This is a genomic window from Nonomuraea sp. NPDC001684, assembly GCF_053596515.1.
In genome coordinates, this window is record NZ_JBSFGJ010000203.1 from 1 (window position 1) to 16,440 (window position 16,440).

The 16,440-nt window shown below is 73.1% G+C and carries 20 protein-coding genes; 6 read left to right on the forward strand and 14 right to left on the reverse strand.

The genetic code is table 11. From position 1 onward, the window contains the following. The first annotated feature begins 108 nt into the window (after positions 1-108). A complete protein-coding gene (locus ACWCSD_RS29540) occupies positions 109-576 on the forward strand; it encodes a GNAT family N-acetyltransferase (protein WP_449919648.1) in 468 nt (155 codons plus the stop codon). 25 nt (positions 577-601) lie between these two features. On the opposite strand, the gene ACWCSD_RS29545 is transcribed toward ACWCSD_RS29540, so the two are convergent. From ACWCSD_RS29545 to ACWCSD_RS29555, 3 genes are all read right to left on the reverse strand, one after another. Next, a complete protein-coding gene (locus ACWCSD_RS29545; protein ID WP_397156782.1) occupies positions 602-1,003 on the reverse strand; it encodes a hypothetical protein in 402 nt (133 codons plus the stop codon). Position 1,004: 1 nt separating this feature from the next. Beyond that, positions 1,005-1,541, reverse strand: a complete 537-nt coding sequence (locus ACWCSD_RS29550) for a dihydrofolate reductase family protein (protein WP_358286756.1) — start codon at positions 1,539-1,541, stop codon at positions 1,005-1,007. A 552-nt stretch (positions 1,542-2,093) separates the two neighbouring features. Then, complete coding sequence (locus tag ACWCSD_RS29555; RefSeq protein ID WP_397156784.1) at positions 2,094-2,678, reverse strand: TetR/AcrR family transcriptional regulator; 585 nt, start codon at positions 2,676-2,678, stop codon at positions 2,094-2,096. Between the two features lie 81 nt (positions 2,679-2,759). Between ACWCSD_RS29555 and ACWCSD_RS29560 the strand changes: the two genes are divergently transcribed. Then, positions 2,760-3,584, forward strand: coding sequence for an alpha/beta hydrolase family protein (locus ACWCSD_RS29560; protein WP_449919651.1), 825 nt, complete (start codon positions 2,760-2,762; stop codon positions 3,582-3,584). Positions 3,585-3,614: 30 nt separating this feature from the next. Here the strand turns inward: ACWCSD_RS29560 and ACWCSD_RS29565 are convergent, their stop codons facing one another. From ACWCSD_RS29565 to ACWCSD_RS29585, 5 genes are all read right to left on the reverse strand, one after another. Continuing rightward, positions 3,615-4,052: a GNAT family N-acetyltransferase gene (locus tag ACWCSD_RS29565; RefSeq protein WP_397156788.1), complete on the reverse strand. Its 438-nt coding sequence runs from the start codon at positions 4,050-4,052 to the stop codon at positions 3,615-3,617. A 102-nt stretch (positions 4,053-4,154) separates the two neighbouring features. Further along, on the reverse strand, positions 4,155-4,574 hold the full coding sequence (locus tag ACWCSD_RS29570) for an HIT family protein (protein ID WP_449919654.1): 420 nt from the start codon (positions 4,572-4,574) through the stop codon (positions 4,155-4,157). A gap of 57 nt (positions 4,575-4,631) precedes the next feature. Further along, positions 4,632-5,546: an RNA polymerase sigma-70 factor gene (locus ACWCSD_RS29575; protein ID WP_397156792.1), complete on the reverse strand. Its 915-nt coding sequence runs from the start codon at positions 5,544-5,546 to the stop codon at positions 4,632-4,634. Between the two features lie 108 nt (positions 5,547-5,654). Then, positions 5,655-6,254, reverse strand: a complete 600-nt coding sequence (locus ACWCSD_RS29580; RefSeq protein ID WP_449919657.1) for an SRPBCC family protein — start codon at positions 6,252-6,254, stop codon at positions 5,655-5,657. 68 nt (positions 6,255-6,322) lie between these two features. After that, positions 6,323-6,667: a hypothetical protein gene (locus ACWCSD_RS29585; RefSeq protein WP_449919659.1), complete on the reverse strand. Its 345-nt coding sequence runs from the start codon at positions 6,665-6,667 to the stop codon at positions 6,323-6,325. A gap of 147 nt (positions 6,668-6,814) precedes the next feature. Here ACWCSD_RS29585 and ACWCSD_RS29590 point away from each other — a divergent pair, with 147 nt between their 5' ends. Beyond that, complete coding sequence (locus ACWCSD_RS29590; protein ID WP_449919662.1) at positions 6,815-7,474, forward strand: TetR/AcrR family transcriptional regulator; 660 nt, start codon at positions 6,815-6,817, stop codon at positions 7,472-7,474. Between the two features lie 92 nt (positions 7,475-7,566). Here ACWCSD_RS29590 and ACWCSD_RS29595 read toward each other — a convergent pair whose 3' ends face one another. Further along, a complete protein-coding gene (locus ACWCSD_RS29595; RefSeq protein ID WP_449919663.1) occupies positions 7,567-8,175 on the reverse strand; it encodes a dihydrofolate reductase family protein in 609 nt (202 codons plus the stop codon). A 61-nt stretch (positions 8,176-8,236) separates the two neighbouring features. Next, the gene (locus tag ACWCSD_RS29600; RefSeq protein ID WP_449919678.1) at positions 8,237-8,890 is read right to left on the reverse strand and encodes a TetR/AcrR family transcriptional regulator; all 654 of its coding nucleotides are present in this window, start codon (positions 8,888-8,890) and stop codon (positions 8,237-8,239) included. Between the two features lie 81 nt (positions 8,891-8,971). Between ACWCSD_RS29600 and ACWCSD_RS29605 the strand changes: the two genes are divergently transcribed. Then, entirely contained in the window at positions 8,972-9,913 is a 942-nt protein-coding gene (locus tag ACWCSD_RS29605) for an alpha/beta hydrolase family protein (RefSeq protein ID WP_449919665.1), read from the forward strand. Here ACWCSD_RS29605 and ACWCSD_RS29610 read toward each other — a convergent pair. The 4 genes from ACWCSD_RS29610 to ACWCSD_RS29625 are packed head-to-tail and all read right to left on the reverse strand — an operon-like array spanning position 9,892 to position 13,139. Beyond that, complete coding sequence (locus tag ACWCSD_RS29610; protein ID WP_397156806.1) at positions 9,892-10,791, reverse strand: GNAT family N-acetyltransferase; 900 nt, start codon at positions 10,789-10,791, stop codon at positions 9,892-9,894. The genes ACWCSD_RS29605 and ACWCSD_RS29610 overlap by 22 nt on opposite strands. Before the next feature lie 11 nt (positions 10,792-10,802). Then, complete coding sequence (locus ACWCSD_RS29615) at positions 10,803-11,447, reverse strand: response regulator transcription factor (RefSeq protein WP_358286771.1); 645 nt, start codon at positions 11,445-11,447, stop codon at positions 10,803-10,805. Next, positions 11,438-12,538, reverse strand: coding sequence for a sensor histidine kinase (locus ACWCSD_RS29620; RefSeq protein WP_449919670.1), 1,101 nt, complete (start codon positions 12,536-12,538; stop codon positions 11,438-11,440). Before ACWCSD_RS29620 ends, ACWCSD_RS29615 begins: the two co-directional genes overlap by 10 nt. Beyond that, positions 12,522-13,139: a DedA family protein gene (locus ACWCSD_RS29625; RefSeq protein WP_397156810.1), complete on the reverse strand. Its 618-nt coding sequence runs from the start codon at positions 13,137-13,139 to the stop codon at positions 12,522-12,524. The genes ACWCSD_RS29620 and ACWCSD_RS29625 overlap by 17 nt, the downstream gene beginning before the upstream one ends. 101 nt (positions 13,140-13,240) lie before the next feature. Between ACWCSD_RS29625 and ACWCSD_RS29630 the strand changes: the two genes are divergently transcribed. Both ACWCSD_RS29630 and ACWCSD_RS29635 read left to right on the forward strand, forming a co-directional pair. Then, on the forward strand, positions 13,241-15,964 hold the full coding sequence (locus ACWCSD_RS29630) for a DEAD/DEAH box helicase (protein WP_449919672.1): 2,724 nt from the start codon (positions 13,241-13,243) through the stop codon (positions 15,962-15,964). Next, the coding region (locus tag ACWCSD_RS29635) for an SWIM zinc finger family protein (RefSeq protein ID WP_449919675.1) at positions 15,961-16,440 on the forward strand (480 nt) is incomplete at its 3' end. The genes ACWCSD_RS29630 and ACWCSD_RS29635, both read left to right, overlap by 4 nt.

The window sequence follows — 16,440 nt, forward strand, 5'->3', positions numbered from 1 at the left end:
CGGTCAGCAGCCCAAAGGCAGGGCTGCGATCACGTTGGGTGAGGGAAACGGCGGCGCGGGAGGCGGGTCCGCCGGAACTGTCGGTGCCTGGTGGCACACTCGGCGGTCATGAGCGATGACGTGCGGCTGCGGCCAGTCCTGCAGGCCGATCTGGAGGTGTTCCTGGAGCACGAGCACGACGAGGAGGCCGTCCGGCGGTCCAGGTTCGCCCCTCGCGAGCGGGCGGCCTTCATGACCCACTGGACCACCCGGGTGCTCGGCGATCCCACCGTCCTGGTGCGCACGGTCACGGTCGGGGGTGAGGTGGCCGGGAACGTGGTGTCCTGGTGGGAGGGCGAGCGGCGGTTCGTCGGCTACTGGCTGGGCCGCCCCTTCTGGGGGCGCGGCGTCGGCACCGCGGCTCTGGGGCTGTTCCTGGCGGAGGAGAAGACCAGGCCCCTGTACGCCGACCCGTTCGCGGGCAACACCGGCTCGGTGCGGCTGCTGGAACGCCACGGGTTCCGGCGCGCCGGCACGGTCCGGCACGGCCAGGACGAGCATCTGCTGCTGGTGCTGGGCGACGACCTGTCCGCCTGACCGGTCAGGCGGGTGGCGGCCGGGGTCAGCTGCGGCCGCCCGTGAAGGGGGGTTCGCCGTCCTTCAGTGCGCGGAAGCGCAGCGCCGACCACGTCTCGTCCACCGCGACCTGGCCGTTGGGACGCAGCCCGTACTCGCCGACGATGGGCCAGAGCGTGTCGCGGTTGATGTCGGACTTGTTGCCCTTGGGGTAGGCCACCCAGACCACGGGCGGCGCGGTGATCTCGTCGCGGTGCTCGTCCAGGATGCGGCGGGCCGCGGCGGCGTCGGGGGCGAAGATCAGCGCGACGTCCGCCTCCTTGACGGATCCGGCCTCGTGGGCGCCCTCGGGCAGCGGCCCCAGGAGCGGCCGATGGGCGGGGTCGGAGACCCACACGGTGGTCGCCGGCTTGATGAGCAGCTTGTCGGCGACGGTCTTGGCGGCCATGTCATGCCCTCGTGTAGATCAGGTTCAGCACGCCGGTGCTGAAGGTGGTGGAGGCGGTCAGGGTGAGCGGGATCTGCTCGCGCGCGTCGTCGAACAGGCGCTTGCCCGAGCCGACGACGATCGGGTGGAGCAGCAGGTTGAGCTCGTCGAGCAGGCCCTCGCGCAGCAGCGAGACGACCAGGGTGCCGCTGCCGACGACCGAGATGTTCCCGCCGGGGCCCTCGCGCAACGCAGCCAGGTCGGCCAGGCTCACGACCTCGGTGTTCTGCCAGGACGGCGAGGTCAGCGTGGTGGAGACGACGTACTTGGTCGAGGAGTTCATCGCCTCGGCCATCGGCTCCTTCTCGGGGTCCTGGTGCGGCCAGTATCCGGCGAACTCCTCGTAGGTGTGCCGGCCCAGCAGCATGGCGTCGGCGGCCTGCATCTGCGCGCCGACCGACTGGCCCATCTCGTCGTTGAAGTACGGGAAGTGCCAGGTGTCGGGGGCCTCGACGACGCCGTCGAGGGAGATGAACAGGCCCGCGGTGATCTTTCGCATGATTGTCGCTCCTTGAGTTACTGAGGTGGCTCAACCTTCCCACCGACAAATGAAGTTGTCAAGACGACTTCCGTTGTCCGAAGTGCGCGTTCGGGCCTGCTGGGCAGGTGGTGGCGGGGCCGGAAGGCAGGGGCTGCGTGACGAAGGAACGGAGCGGTGGAACCAGCACGGCTCCGGCGCGGGCCGCCCCCTTCAGGAGGGAGCGAATCTGCGCACCCGCCCGGCCGGGCGGCGGCTCTCGGGCCGAGGGCGCTGGGGGTGGACCTCCGGGCATGCGCCGCCATCGCGACGGGCGGGGATCCGGACCGCAGGTCACGGAGGATGCCTCCTGGCCTGGTGCGGCGAGGATGCCGTAGGGGCGGCCCTTAGGGCGGAAGCCGCCTTCACCACGGATGGGGGTCCCGTGGGGGCTGCGGGAACGGCTCGCCAGTGGAGGGGTCTCCGGTCGCGGGGCGCCCCGGAACGCTCTGGATCAGTCGCGGAACGGCTTCGGTGTCGGTCGCGGGGAACGTTCCGACCTTAGGTGGAAGGGCTTCCAGGGGCGGGGAGCGTTCAGGGGGTTGTGGCGGACAGGAGGGTCAGAGCGGCCTGGAGGGCGTGGTCGGCGGCGGCTGCGCTGTCATGATGGGCCGCGACGACGGTCGCGCCCTCGACCAGCATCAGCAGCTGCCGCCCCACCAGCCCTGGATCGCCGGCCCCGGCGCGTTCGGCGATGCCGGTCAGCAGCTCAAGATAGCGGTCCAGGTGGCGGGCGGTGATGGCCCGTACGGGGTCGGCGTGGTGCTGGGCGGCGGCGTTCAGCAGGGCGCAGCCGCGGAAGCCCGGGTCGCCGTACCACTGCCGCAGGGCGTCGAACACCGCGGCCAGCTGGGCGCGCGGATCGTCGCCCACGGCCTCGACCCGGCCGGCCAGCCAGCGGGCGACCCGGTCGCTGCGCTCCCGGAGGACGGCCTCGACCAGGCCCTCCTTGGTGCCGAAGTGCCGGTACAGGGTCTCCTTGGAGATGCCGATCCCGGCGCACAGCCCGGCGACGCCGATGCCGTCGAGCCCACGCTCGTACAGCAGGTCGGTGGCGGCGCTCAGGATGGCGGCGCGGGTGCGGGCGGGGTCGATCGTGGAGCCTTTGGCCACGGGCATGGGTTGGATAGTACCGGTCGGTTCGATCGGCTGCTAACGTCTCGGGTCGTACTGACCGGTTCGATCTCGGGGAGTTCACCCATGTCTGACCCGCTTGCCGCTGACCCGCCGCGCGACCCCGACTTCCCGGCCACCACGCCGCACGTGACGTTCGACAGCGGCGGCGAGCGCCTGCTCGGCGTGCTGCACCTGCCCCCCGGACGCGGCCCGCACCCCGTCGTCGTGCTGCTGCACGGATTCCCCGGCAACGAGCGCAACTTCGACCTCGCCCAGACGCTGCGCCGCGCCGGCTACGCCGCCCTGGTGTTCCACTACCGCGGATCATGGGGCGTGGGCGGCACCTGGTCCTGGGGGCACGTGCTGGAGGACGCCGCCGCCGTCGTCGCCGCGCTGCCCGGCCTGGCCGCCGCCCACCGGCTCGACCCGCGGCGCCTGGCGCTGGTCGGCCACAGCATGGGCGGGTTCGCGGCGCTGACGACGGCCGCGGCGGACCCGTCCGTGACCGCCGTCGCCTCCGTCGCCGCGTTCGACCTGGGCGTGGCCGCCGCGCTGTGCCGCGCCGACGCCGAGGTGCGGGCCGGGTACGTCAAGGCGTTCGACGGCGAGCTGGCCCCCCTGCGCGGCACCAGCGGGCAGGCGCTGGTCGAGGAGATGGAGGCGAACGGCGACGCCTGGCGCCTGGCCCGGCTCGCGCCCCGGCTGGCCGGCCGCCCCGTGCTGCTCGCCGGCACCGGCCACGACGTCGTCACGCCGCACGAAGTGCACCACGAGCCCCTGGTCGCCGCCTACCGGGCACACCCCGTCGAACGCCTCGAAGACCACCTCTTCCCCACCGACCACGCCCTGTCGGACCACCGCGTCACCCTGGCCCGCACGATCCTCGGCTTCCTCGAACGCTCCCTGTGACGGCCGCGCCCTGCCTCGGGCGGCGGGCCGTCAGGAGGGACGGGCCACGTACGCGTGCTTGGCGTCGCCGGAGAAGCCGCAGGCGCGGTAGAAGGCGTGGGTCGCAGGCCGGCGCGAGCTCGTCATCAGCATCGCCTTGTAACAGCCGGCCTCCCACGCGGCCTGGAGGGTGGCGGCCATGATCTGCTTGCCCAGCCCGGCGCCCCGCCGGGACGCCTCGACGACGACGTTCTCGATCACGGCGTACGGCGAGGCCGACCGGGTGAGGTTGGGGATCACGTTGAGATAGGTCGTCGCGACGACGGCCCCGTCCAGTTCCAGTACGAAGAGACGCAGCGCGGGGGATGCGAGGATCTGCCGGAAGACCGCCGCATCCGACCCGTCCACGACCTCCGGGTCATCCGGCTGCAACTGCCGGTACAGGCGGACGATGTGCTCGAAGTCGTCAAGCCGGGCCTCGCGGAACATGCGGGGAGCCTAACAACATGCCGCACCCGCCTCGGTGCCTGTCGCCGCTCCCGCGGCCGGCCCCAGGTCAGCGGGGCGCCGGGCGGCGGGGCGGCGGGCGGGTCAGCGCGGCAGAGCGGCACGGATCAGCGCCGCGTCCTGGTCGAGCCGGGCGCGCGAGCGGCTGCGCCACTCGGCGCTGACCACCACGCCGTCGCCCGCGAAGCGCGGCACGACGTGCAGGTGGAGGTGGAAGACCTCCTGACCGGCGGCCTCGCCGTCGGCCAGCGACAGCCGCACCCCCTCGCAACGCAGCCCCGAGGCCCGCAGCGCGGCCGCCACCCGCCGGGCCGCCCGCCAGATCGGCCCGCCGACCACGTCGCCGGCCTCGGCCAGGCCGGCGACGTGCGCGCGCGGGATCACCAGGACGTGACCGGGCGTGGCCGGATGGAGGTCGAGGATCGCCAGGACGTCGTCGTCGCCGTAGACCACGCTGGCCACGGCCCGCCCGGCGACGATCTCGCAGAACACACACGCTTCCATGCCGATCATGATCGGCGACGACGGACGGCGGCCGCACCCGGATTTCCCCGCGGCCCGTCAGCGGCTCACGACGGTCTCATGCCCGATCCGCGACAACTTGCCGGGATTGCGCACGGCGTACAGGCCGCTGATGAGGCCGCCGTCCAGGCGGATCGCCACGACGCTGTCGATCTCGCCGTCGAGGTCGACGAGCAGCGCCGGATGGCCGTTGACGTGGGCCGGGCGCAGACGGGCCGTCCCGGCGAGCCTGGACAGCACCCCGGCCACCGTGGCCGCGCCCTCGATCGGCGCCAGCGCCGCCCGCACCACGCCGCCGCCGTCGGTGAGCAGGACGACGTCAGGAGCCAGCAGGTCGAGCAGACGCTGCAGGTCGCCGGTCTCGATCGCGCTCTGGAAGGCCGCCAGCGCCTGACGCGCCTGCTCGGCCGACACGCTCGCCCGGGGACGGCGTGCGGCCACATGCCCCCGGGCGCGGTGGGCGATCTGCCGCACCGTCGCCGGGGTCTTGCCGACGGCCTCGCCGATCTCGTCGTACTCCAGGCCGAACACCTCGCGCAGCACGAACACCGCGCGCTCGGTGGGATGGAGGGTCTCCAGCACCAGCAGCATCGCCATCGAGACGCTCTCGGCCAGCTCGACGTCCTCGGCCACGTCCGGCGAGGTCAGCAGCGGCTCGGGCAGCCACGGCCCGACGTAGGACTCCTTGCGCCGGCGCATCGTGCGCAGCCGCGTCAGCGCCTTCCTGGTGACCATGCGGACCAGGAAGGCGCGCCGGTCACGCACGGACTCCAGCTCGACCGACGCCCACCGCAGCCAGGTCTCCTGCAGGATGTCCTCGGCGTCGGCGGCCGAGCCCAGCATCTCGTAGGCGACGGTGAACAGCAGGTTGCGATGCTCGACGAACGTCCGGGTCGCGCTGTCGGCCTGGTCCGCCTGGTCCGCCTGGTCCGCCGGTTCGACGCTGGTGTCCATCTCGTGCTCCCGCCTGTCGGTTCTCGACCTTGCCACACGCACCAGACGCCGGTCGCCGCCGCCGCGTGACATCCGGGGACAGTGGCGCCCGTCACATCGCTCGGGCGGTCAGCGGGACTCCGCGGCGGCCTTCAGGTCGCGCAGCCATGCCTCCAGCCCCGCGCCGAGGAGCTTGGTGGCGGTGGCCACGTCGGACTCGACCTGGCCGCCGGTCCAGGTCTCCTCGGTGTGCACGCGCACACCGCCCTTGACCTCGGTGAACGTCCACAGGTGCACGCCACGGTCGATGCGCACGCCCGTGCCGACCGCCGGGCCGCTCCACAGCAGGCAGGCGTCGCGCTTGACGCGCCGGAGGGTGGAGGTGATGTGCATGGTGGTGGCCGGGGTGGTGGCGGTGGCCGGAGCGGGCGTGGTCCACCGCCACGACGAGCCGGGACGCAGCGGGCCGTGGTCCAGGCGCTTGCTGGACAGGACGGGCTGCTGCCAGTCGGGCCACTGCTCCACCCGCGTCTGCAGTGCGAAGATCCTGCTCAGCGGAGCCTTGATGACGATGTCGGCCCGGTAACGGATGCGGGCGGCGGCGTCGACCCCCTCCCCCCGGCACTGGGCCGCTCCGGCGGTGGCGTGGGCGGCCGGGACGTTGCCCGCCAGGACGCCGGCCACGGCGAGCGGGATCAGGATCGAGGCGACGCGGACGTTGCTGAACATGGTGTTCCTCTCATTGAGGGATCGAAGAAGTCGATGGATCGAGGAAAGGCGGTCGGCCGGGGAGGCCGTCAACGCCGTCCGTCCCGCACGATCGCCGCGACGAGCGCGGCGCAGGCGGCGACGATCAGCACGGCGAAGGCGGGGTGCATGTCCTTCGACAGGCTCGGCGCACGGCCGGGCCGGGCCACCCACACGGCGAACGGCGCCGCGTAGGCGAGGGCCACCAGCACGGCCGCCCACCGGACCAGCCGGTCCCGGGAGTGGCGCAGCGCGCCGACCAGCACGACCGCGACCGGAACGATCGCCAGCAGCGCGAACTGGCCGACGATCATGACGCTCACCGCCCAGGCGGCGACGCTCACCGCCACCGGCGTACTACGACCGGGACGGGTGGACGGCTGGTACGTGGTCATGACGTTCCCTTCACCTGGACGGATGCGAACGGCTAGATGCTGATGCGTTCGTTAGAAGTTATAACCGCACAGAGAAAGAAGTGTCAACAACGTTCGTGATAGCCTCTAACTAAATCTCTTGGGTGTAGCGACGGAAGGCGGCACGGCATGGCGGACACCGGCACGGCGACCCCGCGCGAGCGCTACCGCGCCCAGATCCGTGCCGAGATCAAGGAACACGCCTGGCAGCAGATCGCCACGACGGGGGCCTCCGCGCTCTCCCTCAACGCGATCGCCAAACAGATGGGCATGAGCGGCCCCGCGCTCTACCGCTACTACGCCAACCGCGACGAGCTGATCACCGAACTCATCCGCGACGCCTACCGCAGCCTCGCCGACACCCTCCGCTCAACCGCCGAAAAGGCCGCCGAAGGGGGCGGGCTGACCGGGCTGGCTCACGCCGTACGAGGCTGGGCCCTGCGCGACCCCCAGCGGTACCTGCTCATCTACGGCACCCCCGTCCCCGGCTACCACGCCCCCGGCGACATCACCGCCATCTCATCCCAGATCATGACCCTCCTGTTCGACGCCGCCTCGGCCGTCCCGGAACCCCGAAACCCCGGAACCCCGCTCGACCACCACCTGGCCGCCCACCGCGACTGGGCCGGCGATCATCCCGCCCCGCCCGCCGTTCTGCACCGGGCCCTCAGTTTTTGGACCCGGATCCACGGCGTGCTGTCCCTGGAACTGGCCGGCCACTTCGCCGGCATGGGCTTCGACCCCGCCCTGCTCTTCGCCGCCGAGCTGGACGACCTGCTGTCCCCCTGACCCGCACCCGCTGACCCGCTGATCCCGCGCGCACGAAAGGCCCGGCCCGCCATAGAAGGCGAGGCCGGGCCTGTGACAACAGGCAGAGCGCGTTACCGGACACCCTGGGGCAGGTGGGCCTTGGCGTCGTCGTAGGAGCCCGCACCGGCCGCCCCGGCCGGCCGGTAGACCAGGTACAGCACGCCCGTGGTGAACGTCTGCGAGCTGACCAGCTCCAGCGGGATCGAGCTGTCGCCCTCGTCGAACAGCCGCTCGCCCTTGCGCACCGCGATCGGGTGCACCAGCAGGTGCAGCTCGTCCAGCAGCCCGGCGGCCAGGAGCTGCCGCACCACCGAGACCGAGCCGCTCATCGCGATCGGGCCGCCCGGCTCGGCCTTCAGCGCCGTCACGCCCTTGACCAGGTCGCCCTGCAGCAGCTCGGAGTTGCGCCAGGTGAACTCCAGCGGCTGGCGGGAGACCACGATCTTGCGCGCGTCGCCGATCGCCCTGGCGAAGTCGGCGTCCTCGCCGCCGGCCGCCTCGCGCTCGGGCCACGCCCCGGCGAAGCTGTCGTACGTCTCGCGCCCCAGCAGCAGCGTGTCGGCCATCTGCGCCGTCACCGCCGCGCCCATCTCGTCGTTGAAGTACGGGAAGTGCCAGTCCGCCGGGTCCTGGACGACGCCGTCGAGCGAGATGAACAGGTTCGCGCTGATCTTCCTCATGATGGTTCTCCATGCGTCTCGGGATGTGCCTGAAGTCTCGCCGGGCCGGCTTACGGATCTCTTAAGGTCTTCCTTCCCGGCTGAGCCCGGCGACCAGGAGCCCGACCAGGCGGCGGGCGTCGTAGCGGGGATCGGCCTCGGCCCCGATGCACAGGTTGCCCACGCCGCGCATGAGCTCGAAGGCGTCCAGATCGCCGCGGATCTCGCCGGCGGCCGCCGCGGCCTGCAGCAGCTGGGCGCACACGGGCACCAGGCGGTTCAGGAAGTAGGCGTGCAGCGCCTGGAAACCGGTGTTGTCCGGTTGCAGCACCGCGGCCAGCCCGTGCTTGGTGACCAGGAAGTCGACGAACAGCCCGATCCACTCCCGCAACGCCGCGTACGGGCTCGGACCGGCGGCCAGCAGAGCCGGACCGGCCTGCGCGCAGGACTCCACCTGGTGGCGGTAGACGGCGATGACGAGGTCGGCCCGGGTGGGGAAATGGCGGTAGATCGTGGCGGTGCCGACGCCGGCCTCGGCCGCGATGTCGCGGATCGGCGCCTCCACGCCCGAGGCGACGAACACCGCGGCGGCCGCGCGCAGCAGGTTCTCCTCGTTGCGCCGCGCGTCGGCCCGTTTCGGCCGCGACTCCTCCACGCCGTTCCTCCCAGGGGTCGGATTGCTAGACGGGACACGGTCCCGTATCGTCGAAAACGGGACACGGTCCCGCTTGCACATCATGCCAGAGCGAAGGCCCGACGGCCAAGCCCTGCCCTCTCCCACGCCCACCTGCGGCAACTCCATCCGGAAGGCACCACCATGCCCGCATCGCCCACCGCCCCCGTCGTGTCGGTCCGGCCGGTCGTCCTGCCCGCCCCCGGACGGGGCCAGGACCTCCAGGTCCGCGTCTCGGCCCCCGCCACCGGCGACCACCTGCCCGTCGTCGTCCTGTCCCACGGCCACGGCTGGTCCATGGACGGCTACGCCCCCCTCGCCGACTTCTGGGCCGCCCACGGCTTCGCCGTCCTGCAACCGACCCATCTCGACTCCCGCACGCTCGCCCTCCCCGCCGACGACCCCCGCACCCCCCACATCTGGCGCATCAGGGTCGAAGACCTCAAGCGCGTCATCGACGGCCTCGACGTCCTGGAGAAAGCCCTGCCCGGCCTGGCCGGACGCCTGGATCGCGGCCGCATCGCCGTCGCCGGCCACTCCTGGGGAGCCCACAGCGCCAGCATGCTCCTCGGCGCCCGCATCCTGGACGCCGCCGGCCACCCAGGGCAGGACCTGTCCGACCCGCGCGTCACGGCCGGCGTGCTGCTCGCCCTGCCCGGCACCGGCGGCCGGGACCTGTCACCGTTCGCCGCCGAGCACTTCCCCTTCATGAACCCCGCCTTCGAGTTCATGACCACCCCGGCCCTGCTGGTCGCCGGCGACAAGGACGACTCACCCCTGTCGACACGCGGACCCGACTGGTTCACCGACGGCTACCGCCACAGCCCCGGCGACAAGAGCCTGCTGACGCTGTTCGGCGCCGAGCACACCCTCGGCGGCGTCGCCGGACACCACGTCGCCGAGACCACCGACGAGAGCCCCGAACGCCTGGCCCTGCTGCAGCGGCTCACCACCGCCTACCTGCGCACCGCGCTGAACCCCGGCGACCCCGCCTGGCCCGCCGCCCGCGCCGACCTGGAAGCGGCCCCCCACCCCCTGGGCCGGATCGACGGCAAGCAGGCCGATCAGCCGGCCGGACGGCGGTAGCCGTAGGTCTCGTGCCGGCGGACGAAACCCAGCGAACGGTACAGCTGGCGGGCGGCCACGTTGTCGGCGTCGTGGTTCACCGTCACCGCCGTCATGCCCGCCGCCCGCATGCGGCGCATCGCGTGCAGCATCGCCGCCCGCGCCAGCCCCCGCCGCTGGAACGCCGGATGCGTGCCGACCGGCTCGAAGTGACCGGTCGCGTTGCGGCCGTCGAGCCAGCCGACCGCGAAGGCCGCGATCCGGCCGTCCGGCGCCTGGACCACGATCTCGTCGGCCGGGTCGTAGCCGGGCCGCTCCATCACCGCAGAACGGTAGAGCGGCCCGGTCCAGTCGTCGCCGAACGCCGCGTTACGCGCCTCGGCCAGACCCGGAGCGTCCTGCGGCACGGCGTGCCGCACCTCGAACCCGGCCGGCGCGCCCGGCTCGGGCAGCGGGCCGCGCAGGTCGCGCTCGTTGACGTGGTCCCACACCCGGAACCGCGCGAATCCGGCCCGTCCCAGCAGGCCGATCCGGGCGGCGTCGCAGTCGAGGACGTCGGTCAGCACGTACCGCTCGCCCGGGTCCATCAGGCGCGCGGTGGCGCCGGCCGCCTGCTCCAGCATGTCCAGCTCCGCCGGCCCGCCGCGCAGCCGGGGCGCGGCGAAGACGTCGAAGGCGCAGCCGAACCGCAGCAGGATCGCGATCCCGGCCAGGCCGCCGGCGTCCTCCCACAACCGGACCAGCTCGGCGGCCGGACGGCGGTCGCGCAGGTTGTCATAGACCCGGTGCGGCAGCTCACCGGCGTGGTCGTAGCCGCACCGCCCGGCCTCGGCGATCCACCCCGACAGGACCTGCCGCAGCCGCGGCAGGTCCTGGTGACGAAAGACGCGCGGACGCACGAAGGCCCCCTTCAGGACTTCAGGAAGTGCAGGACGGCCAGCACCCGGCGGCTGTACCCGCTGGCGTGCGACAGGCCCAGCTTGTCGAACAGCGAGTTGACGTGCTTCTCCACCGCGCTCTGCGACACGTGCAACTGCCCGGCGATCGAGGCGTTGGTCATGCCCTGGGCCATGCGCTCCAGCACCTCCCGCTCGCGCGCGGTCAGCCGGGCCAGCGGATCGACCTGCGTGGTACGGGCCAGCAACTGCCGCACCACCTCCGGGTCGAAGGCCGCCCCGCCCGCCGCCACCCGCTCCAGCGCGTCCAGGAAGTCGCCGACCTGCGCCACCCGGTCCTTCAGCAGATAGCCCACGCCCTCGACGTCGGCGCTCATCAGCTCGGTGGCGTACCGCTTCTCCACGTACTGCGACAACACCAGCACCTTGACCTGCGGCCAGCGCCGCCGGATCTCCAGCGCCGCCCGCAGCCCCTCGTCGGTGTGGGTCGGCGGCATGCGCACGTCCACCACCACGACGTCGGGGGCGTGCTCGGCCACGGCCGCCACCAGGGCCTCGCCGTCGCTCACGGCGGCCGGCACCTCGTGGCCCTCCTCACCCAGCAGGCGTACCAGACCCTCGCGCAGCAGCGTGGAGTCCTCGGCCAGGATCACCCGCACGGCAGCCCCGCCGCCACCGTCGTCGGGCCGCCGGGCGGGCTGACGACCTCGAAGGCGCCGTCCAGCGCCGCCACCCGCCGGGCCAGCCCCGACAGGCCGCCTCCCGAGGGGCGCGCGCCGCCCGTGCCGTCGTCGCTCACCCGTACGAGCACCCTGTCGTCCTCCTGTCTGACCTCGACCGTCACCATCGTGGCGGCCGCGTGCTTGGCGGCGTTGGTCACCGCCTCGCTCACCACGAAGTACGCCGCCGTCTCCACCGCCATCGGCGGCCGGCTCGGCAGGTCGCACACCACCTTGACCGGCACGCCCGCGCGTTCGGCAACCCCGGCCAGCGCCTCGCCCAGCCCGAGGGAGTCCAGCCCGCTCGGGTAGACCCGCCAGGCCACCTCGCGCAGCTCGGCCAGCGCCTGCTGGGCCTGCTCGTGCGCCTGCTCCAGCAGCTCGGGACGCCCCCGCCGGGACCGCCCGATGAGCATCGACAGCGCCACCAGGCGCTGCTGCAGCCCGTCGTGCAGGTCACGCTCGATCCGGCGGCGCTCGGAGTCGACCGCGGCCACGATCCCGGCCCGGCTCTCGGCCAGCTCGGCGATCCGGCGCTCCAGCGCCTCGGTACGGTCGGGCCCCAGCAGCCGCCCGGCCAGCCGCCGCTCCAGCGCGTGCACCCCCACCAGCCCCGACACGGCGATGAACAGCAACACGCAGCCGCCCACCAGGAAGTACAGCACCAGCGGCGGCGTCGGCGTCATCCCGTCGTAGGGCTCGCCGCGGGCCCAGGCCCCCAGCAGCAGGATCCCGGCGCGCGCGCCGAGGACCAGCAGCGCCACCACCAGCCCGCCCAGCACCCCGGCCGGGATCCTGGCGGCCAGGTAGCGCGCCGGCCGGGTGTCCCAGCCGGACAGCGCGTCCAGCGCGGCGGTGTCCAGGCGCAGGCGGCGCGCCTCGAACCCGGCCAGCCCCGCCGCCAGCGCCCGCACCCGCGGCCGCCCCAGGAAGGGCAGCGTGAGCAGCAGGAACAGCGCGCCGGCGAGGGCGGTCAGCCCGCCCAGGACCACCGCGCCCAGCACCCTCAGCCCCTCAGCGGCGGTTCGCATGCCTTCCCTTACGCCGTTCCGTCAGCCGTACCGCGACGAAGACCGCGATCGCCAGCGCCACCAGGCCGATCACCACGTAGGTGCCGATCCCCACGTACGCCTCGACCAGCGACCAGTTCTCGCCGAGAAAGTATCCCGCAAGCACGAAGATGGTGTTCCAGATGGCGCTGCCGGCCGTCGTGAGCAGGGTGAACGTCACCAGCGGCATGCGCTCCACGCCCGCCGGCACGGAGATCAGGCTGCGGAAGATGGGGATCATCCGGCCGAAGAACACGGTCTTGCGGCCGTGCCGCAGGAACCACGCCTCGGTCTTCTCGATGTCGGTCACCTTGACCAGGGGCAGCTTGGCGGCGATGGCCAGCGTGCGCTCGCGGCCGAGCAGCGCGCCCACCCCGTACAGGGCCAGCGCCCCGACCACCGAGCCGAGGGTCGTGCACACCAGCACGTCGAGCAGGTCCAGCTCGCCCCTGCTGGCGGTGAAGCCGGACAGGGGCAGGATCACCTCGCTGGGCAGCGGCGGGAACAGGTTCTCCAGCATGATCGCCAGCCCGGCCCCGAAGGCGCCGAGGTTCTCCATCAACGCAATCAACCAATCCGTCATGTCCCCCAGGCTACGAATGATCCGTTATGGCGGTAATGAGGCGGACGGCCGATGTGCTCTGTGGTAAACCACACCCCGATGTACCGTACACTGTACGGCCTATGAGTGCTCTTCCGGATCTGGCGCGACACCCAGCGATCTTCCGTCCCGGCGATCCCCCCAGGTCCGGCCACCTGGTCTTCCTCGACGACCAGGGCGACCGCACGGCCACGGTGATCGAACAGGACGACGACGGACAACCTCGCGCGCGCGAGCGCGCCGTCACCGAGATCCCCGTCGCCGACGCCGTCGCCGTGCTGGCCAGGGCCCGCGCCGACGCCGCCGCCCACCCGGCCACCCGCTTCTGGGGCGCCGTCGCGCTGGTCGCCCTCCAGCTCGTCACCCGCGGCCGCATCCTGCCCGCCGTCTCACCCGACGGCCACGACTCCTGGCGCGCCGGCCCCCTCGACGCCGCCGACGCCCGCCGCGTGCGCGAGCTGGCCGCGGCCATGCCCGCCGACGCCCGCGCCATCCCCGTGGGCGACCTGCTGCTGCCCGACGCCGAGCCTCTGGTGCGCGCCTTCCTCGACGCCGTGGCCGACGCCATGCCGCGCTCCCCCGGAGCCGTACGCGCCACCGGCACCACCGCCTTCGCCGCCGTCAAGCCCGTCAAGGTGCCCCACCTGCGGCCCTGGGCCGAGGAGGTCTCGGCCGGGCTCGACTCCGGCGTACGGCTCTCGCTCCGCCTGGAGGCCGACGACCTGGCCCAGGCCGACTTCCGGGCCGTCGTCCAGGTGCACGGCCTGGCCGACCCCTCGCTCGTCGTGGACGCCGCCGACCTGTGGCAGGGCCGCGACCCCGGGTTCGGCCTGCGCGCCAGGATCGAGGTCACCCTCGCCCTGCGCCGCGCCGCCCGCTCCTGGCCCCGCCTGGAACGGCTGCTGGAGCACGCCGTGCCCGACGAGCTCGCCCTCACCGACGGCGACGTGGCGGACCTGCTGACCGGCGCGGCCGACCGGCTGGCCGCCGCCGGCGTCGAGGTCCACTGGCCGCGCTCCCTGGTCCGCGGCCTGAGCGCCCAGGCCGTCGTCGGCGAACGCGACAGCGCGCCCTCCGACCTGCCCTCCTTCCTCAGCGGCCACCACCTGACCAGCTTCAACTGGCGGCTCGCGCTCGGCGGCGCCCCGCTGACCGCCGCCGAGATGGACCTGCTGGCCGAGTCCCACCGGCCCGTCGTGCGGCTGCGCGACCAATGGGTGCTCATCGACCCCGCGCTGGCCCGCAAGGCCCGCCAGCGCGACCTCAAGCCCCTGACCGGCCTGCAGGCGCTCGGCGCGGCCCTGACCGGCACGGTCGAGATCGACGGCGGGGACGAACCCGAACAGATCACCGTCGAACCCACCGCCTGGCTCGCCGACCTGCGCGACCGGCTCACCGACCCCGAACCCGTGCCGGCGCCGCCCGGCCTGGCCGCCACCCTGCGCGACTACCAGCTCCAAGGGCTGCGCTGGCTGGCCAGGATGACCTCCCTCGGCCTCGGCGGCTGCCTGGCCGACGACATGGGCCTGGGCAAGACCATCACCCTGATCGCGCTGCACCTGCACCGCGCCGGCACCGGCCCCACCCTCGTGGTCTGCCCCGCCTCGCTGCTGGGCAACTGGGAACGCGAGATCACCAAGTTCGCGCCCGGCGTCCCGGTCCGCCGCTACCACGGCAACGCCCGCACCCTGGCCGACGACGGGTTCGTGCTCACCACGTACGGCACCATGCGCCTGGACGCCGCCACCCTGGGCGCCCACCCCTGGGGGCTGCTGGTCGCCGACGAGGCCCAGCACGTCAAGAACCCCGCCTCCAGCACCGCCAAGGCGCTGCGCGAGATCCCCGCCGGCGCCCGCGTCGCCCTCACCGGCACCCCCGTGGAGAACAACCTGTCCGAGCTGTGGGCCATCCTCGACTGGACCACCCCCGGCCTGCTCGGCCCCCTGACCCGCTTCAGGGCCCGCTGGGCCAAACCGGTCGAGTCCGGCGACGCCGACACCGCCGCCCGGCTGGCCCGGCTCGTCGGGCCGTTCCTGCTGCGCCGCCGCAAGAGCGACCCCGGCATCGCCCCCGAACTGCCGCCCAAGACCGAGACCGACCGGCCCGTCCCCCTCACCACCGAACAGGCCGCCCTGTACGAGGCCGTCGTCCGCGAGAGCATGACCCAGATCGAGAACGCCAAGGGCATGGCCCGGCGCGGCCTGATCGTCAAACTGCTGACCGGGCTCAAACAGGTCTGCAACCACCCCGCCCACTACCTGCACGAATCGTCCCCCCGCCTGACCGGCCGCTCGGGCAAGCTGGAACTGCTCGACGAGCTCGTCGACACGATCGTCGCCGAGGACGGCGCCGTGCTGGTGTTCACCCAGTACGTCGCCATGGCCAGGCTCCTGGAACGCCACCTGTCCGGCCGCGGCGTCGCCACCCAGCTGCTGCACGGCGGCACCCCGGTCGCCCGCCGCGAGGAGATGGTCGCCCGCTTCCAGGACGGCCACGTCCCCGTCTTCCTGCTCTCCCTCAAGGCCGCCGGCACCGGCCTGAACCTCACCCGCGCCGACCACGTCATCCACTACGACCGCTGGTGGAACCCCGCCGTGGAGGACCAGGCCACCGACCGCGCCTACCGCATCGGCCAGACCAGGCCCGTCCAGGTGCACCGGCTCATCGCCGAAGGCACGATCGAGGACCGCATCGCCGCCATGCTCGGCGCCAAGCGCTCGCTCGCCGACGCCGTCCTGGCCTCCGGCGAGGCCGCCTTCACCGAGCTGACCGACGCCGAACTCGCCGCACTCGTGGAGCTCAGATGACCGCCGTACGCGGATTCGCCGCCTTCCCCCCGCAACGCGCCGGCGCCCGCTTCGCCACCACCTGGTGGGGCCAGGCGTGGATCAAGGCCCTGGAGGACACCTCGCTCGACCAGACCCTGCTGCGCAAGGGCCGCGCCTACGCCAAGACCGGCCAGGTCGGCCCGATCACCGTCAGCCCCGGCCGGCTGGCCGCCGTCACCGAGCACGAGTACGACACCGTCGTCCGCGTCGAACAGCTCACCGACGCCGCCTGGGAACGTTTCCTCGACCAGGTCGCCGCCAAGGCCGGGCACATCGCCGCCCTGCTCGACCGCGACGTCCCGCACGACCTGGTCGAGGCCGCCGAGGACGCCGCCGTGCCGCTGCTGCCCACCGTCGGCGACCTGGAGCCCGAATGCTCCTGCCCCGACTGGGGACACCCCTGCAAGCACGCCGCCGCCCTGTGCTACCAGGCGTCCTGGCTGCTGGACGGCGAC

Coding starts and splice junctions, on each gene's coding strand:
- ACWCSD_RS29540 (WP_449919648.1), top strand. CDS start 109: ATGAGCGATGACGTGCGGCTGCGGCCAGTCCTGCAGGCCGATCTGGAG.
- ACWCSD_RS29545 (WP_397156782.1), bottom strand. CDS start 1,003: ATGGCCGCCAAGACCGTCGCCGACAAGCTGCTCATCAAGCCGGCGACC.
- ACWCSD_RS29550 (WP_358286756.1), bottom strand. CDS start 1,541: ATGCGAAAGATCACCGCGGGCCTGTTCATCTCCCTCGACGGCGTCGTC.
- ACWCSD_RS29555 (WP_397156784.1), bottom strand. CDS start 2,678: ATGCCCGTGGCCAAAGGCTCCACGATCGACCCCGCCCGCACCCGCGCC.
- ACWCSD_RS29560 (WP_449919651.1), top strand. CDS start 2,760: ATGTCTGACCCGCTTGCCGCTGACCCGCCGCGCGACCCCGACTTCCCG.
- ACWCSD_RS29565 (WP_397156788.1), bottom strand. CDS start 4,052: ATGTTCCGCGAGGCCCGGCTTGACGACTTCGAGCACATCGTCCGCCTG.
- ACWCSD_RS29570 (WP_449919654.1), bottom strand. CDS start 4,574: ATGGAAGCGTGTGTGTTCTGCGAGATCGTCGCCGGGCGGGCCGTGGCC.
- ACWCSD_RS29575 (WP_397156792.1), bottom strand. CDS start 5,546: ATGGACACCAGCGTCGAACCGGCGGACCAGGCGGACCAGGCGGACCAG.
- ACWCSD_RS29580 (WP_449919657.1), bottom strand. CDS start 6,254: ATGTTCAGCAACGTCCGCGTCGCCTCGATCCTGATCCCGCTCGCCGTG.
- ACWCSD_RS29585 (WP_449919659.1), bottom strand. CDS start 6,667: ATGACCACGTACCAGCCGTCCACCCGTCCCGGTCGTAGTACGCCGGTG.
- ACWCSD_RS29590 (WP_449919662.1), top strand. CDS start 6,815: ATGGCGGACACCGGCACGGCGACCCCGCGCGAGCGCTACCGCGCCCAG.
- ACWCSD_RS29595 (WP_449919663.1), bottom strand. CDS start 8,175: ATGAGGAAGATCAGCGCGAACCTGTTCATCTCGCTCGACGGCGTCGTC.
- ACWCSD_RS29600 (WP_449919678.1), bottom strand. CDS start 8,890: ATGTGCAAGCGGGACCGTGTCCCGTTTTCGACGATACGGGACCGTGTC.
- ACWCSD_RS29605 (WP_449919665.1), top strand. CDS start 8,972: ATGCCCGCATCGCCCACCGCCCCCGTCGTGTCGGTCCGGCCGGTCGTC.
- ACWCSD_RS29620 (WP_449919670.1), bottom strand. CDS start 12,538: ATGCGAACCGCCGCTGAGGGGCTGAGGGTGCTGGGCGCGGTGGTCCTG.
- ACWCSD_RS29625 (WP_397156810.1), bottom strand. CDS start 13,139: ATGACGGATTGGTTGATTGCGTTGATGGAGAACCTCGGCGCCTTCGGG.
- ACWCSD_RS29630 (WP_449919672.1), top strand. CDS start 13,241: ATGAGTGCTCTTCCGGATCTGGCGCGACACCCAGCGATCTTCCGTCCC.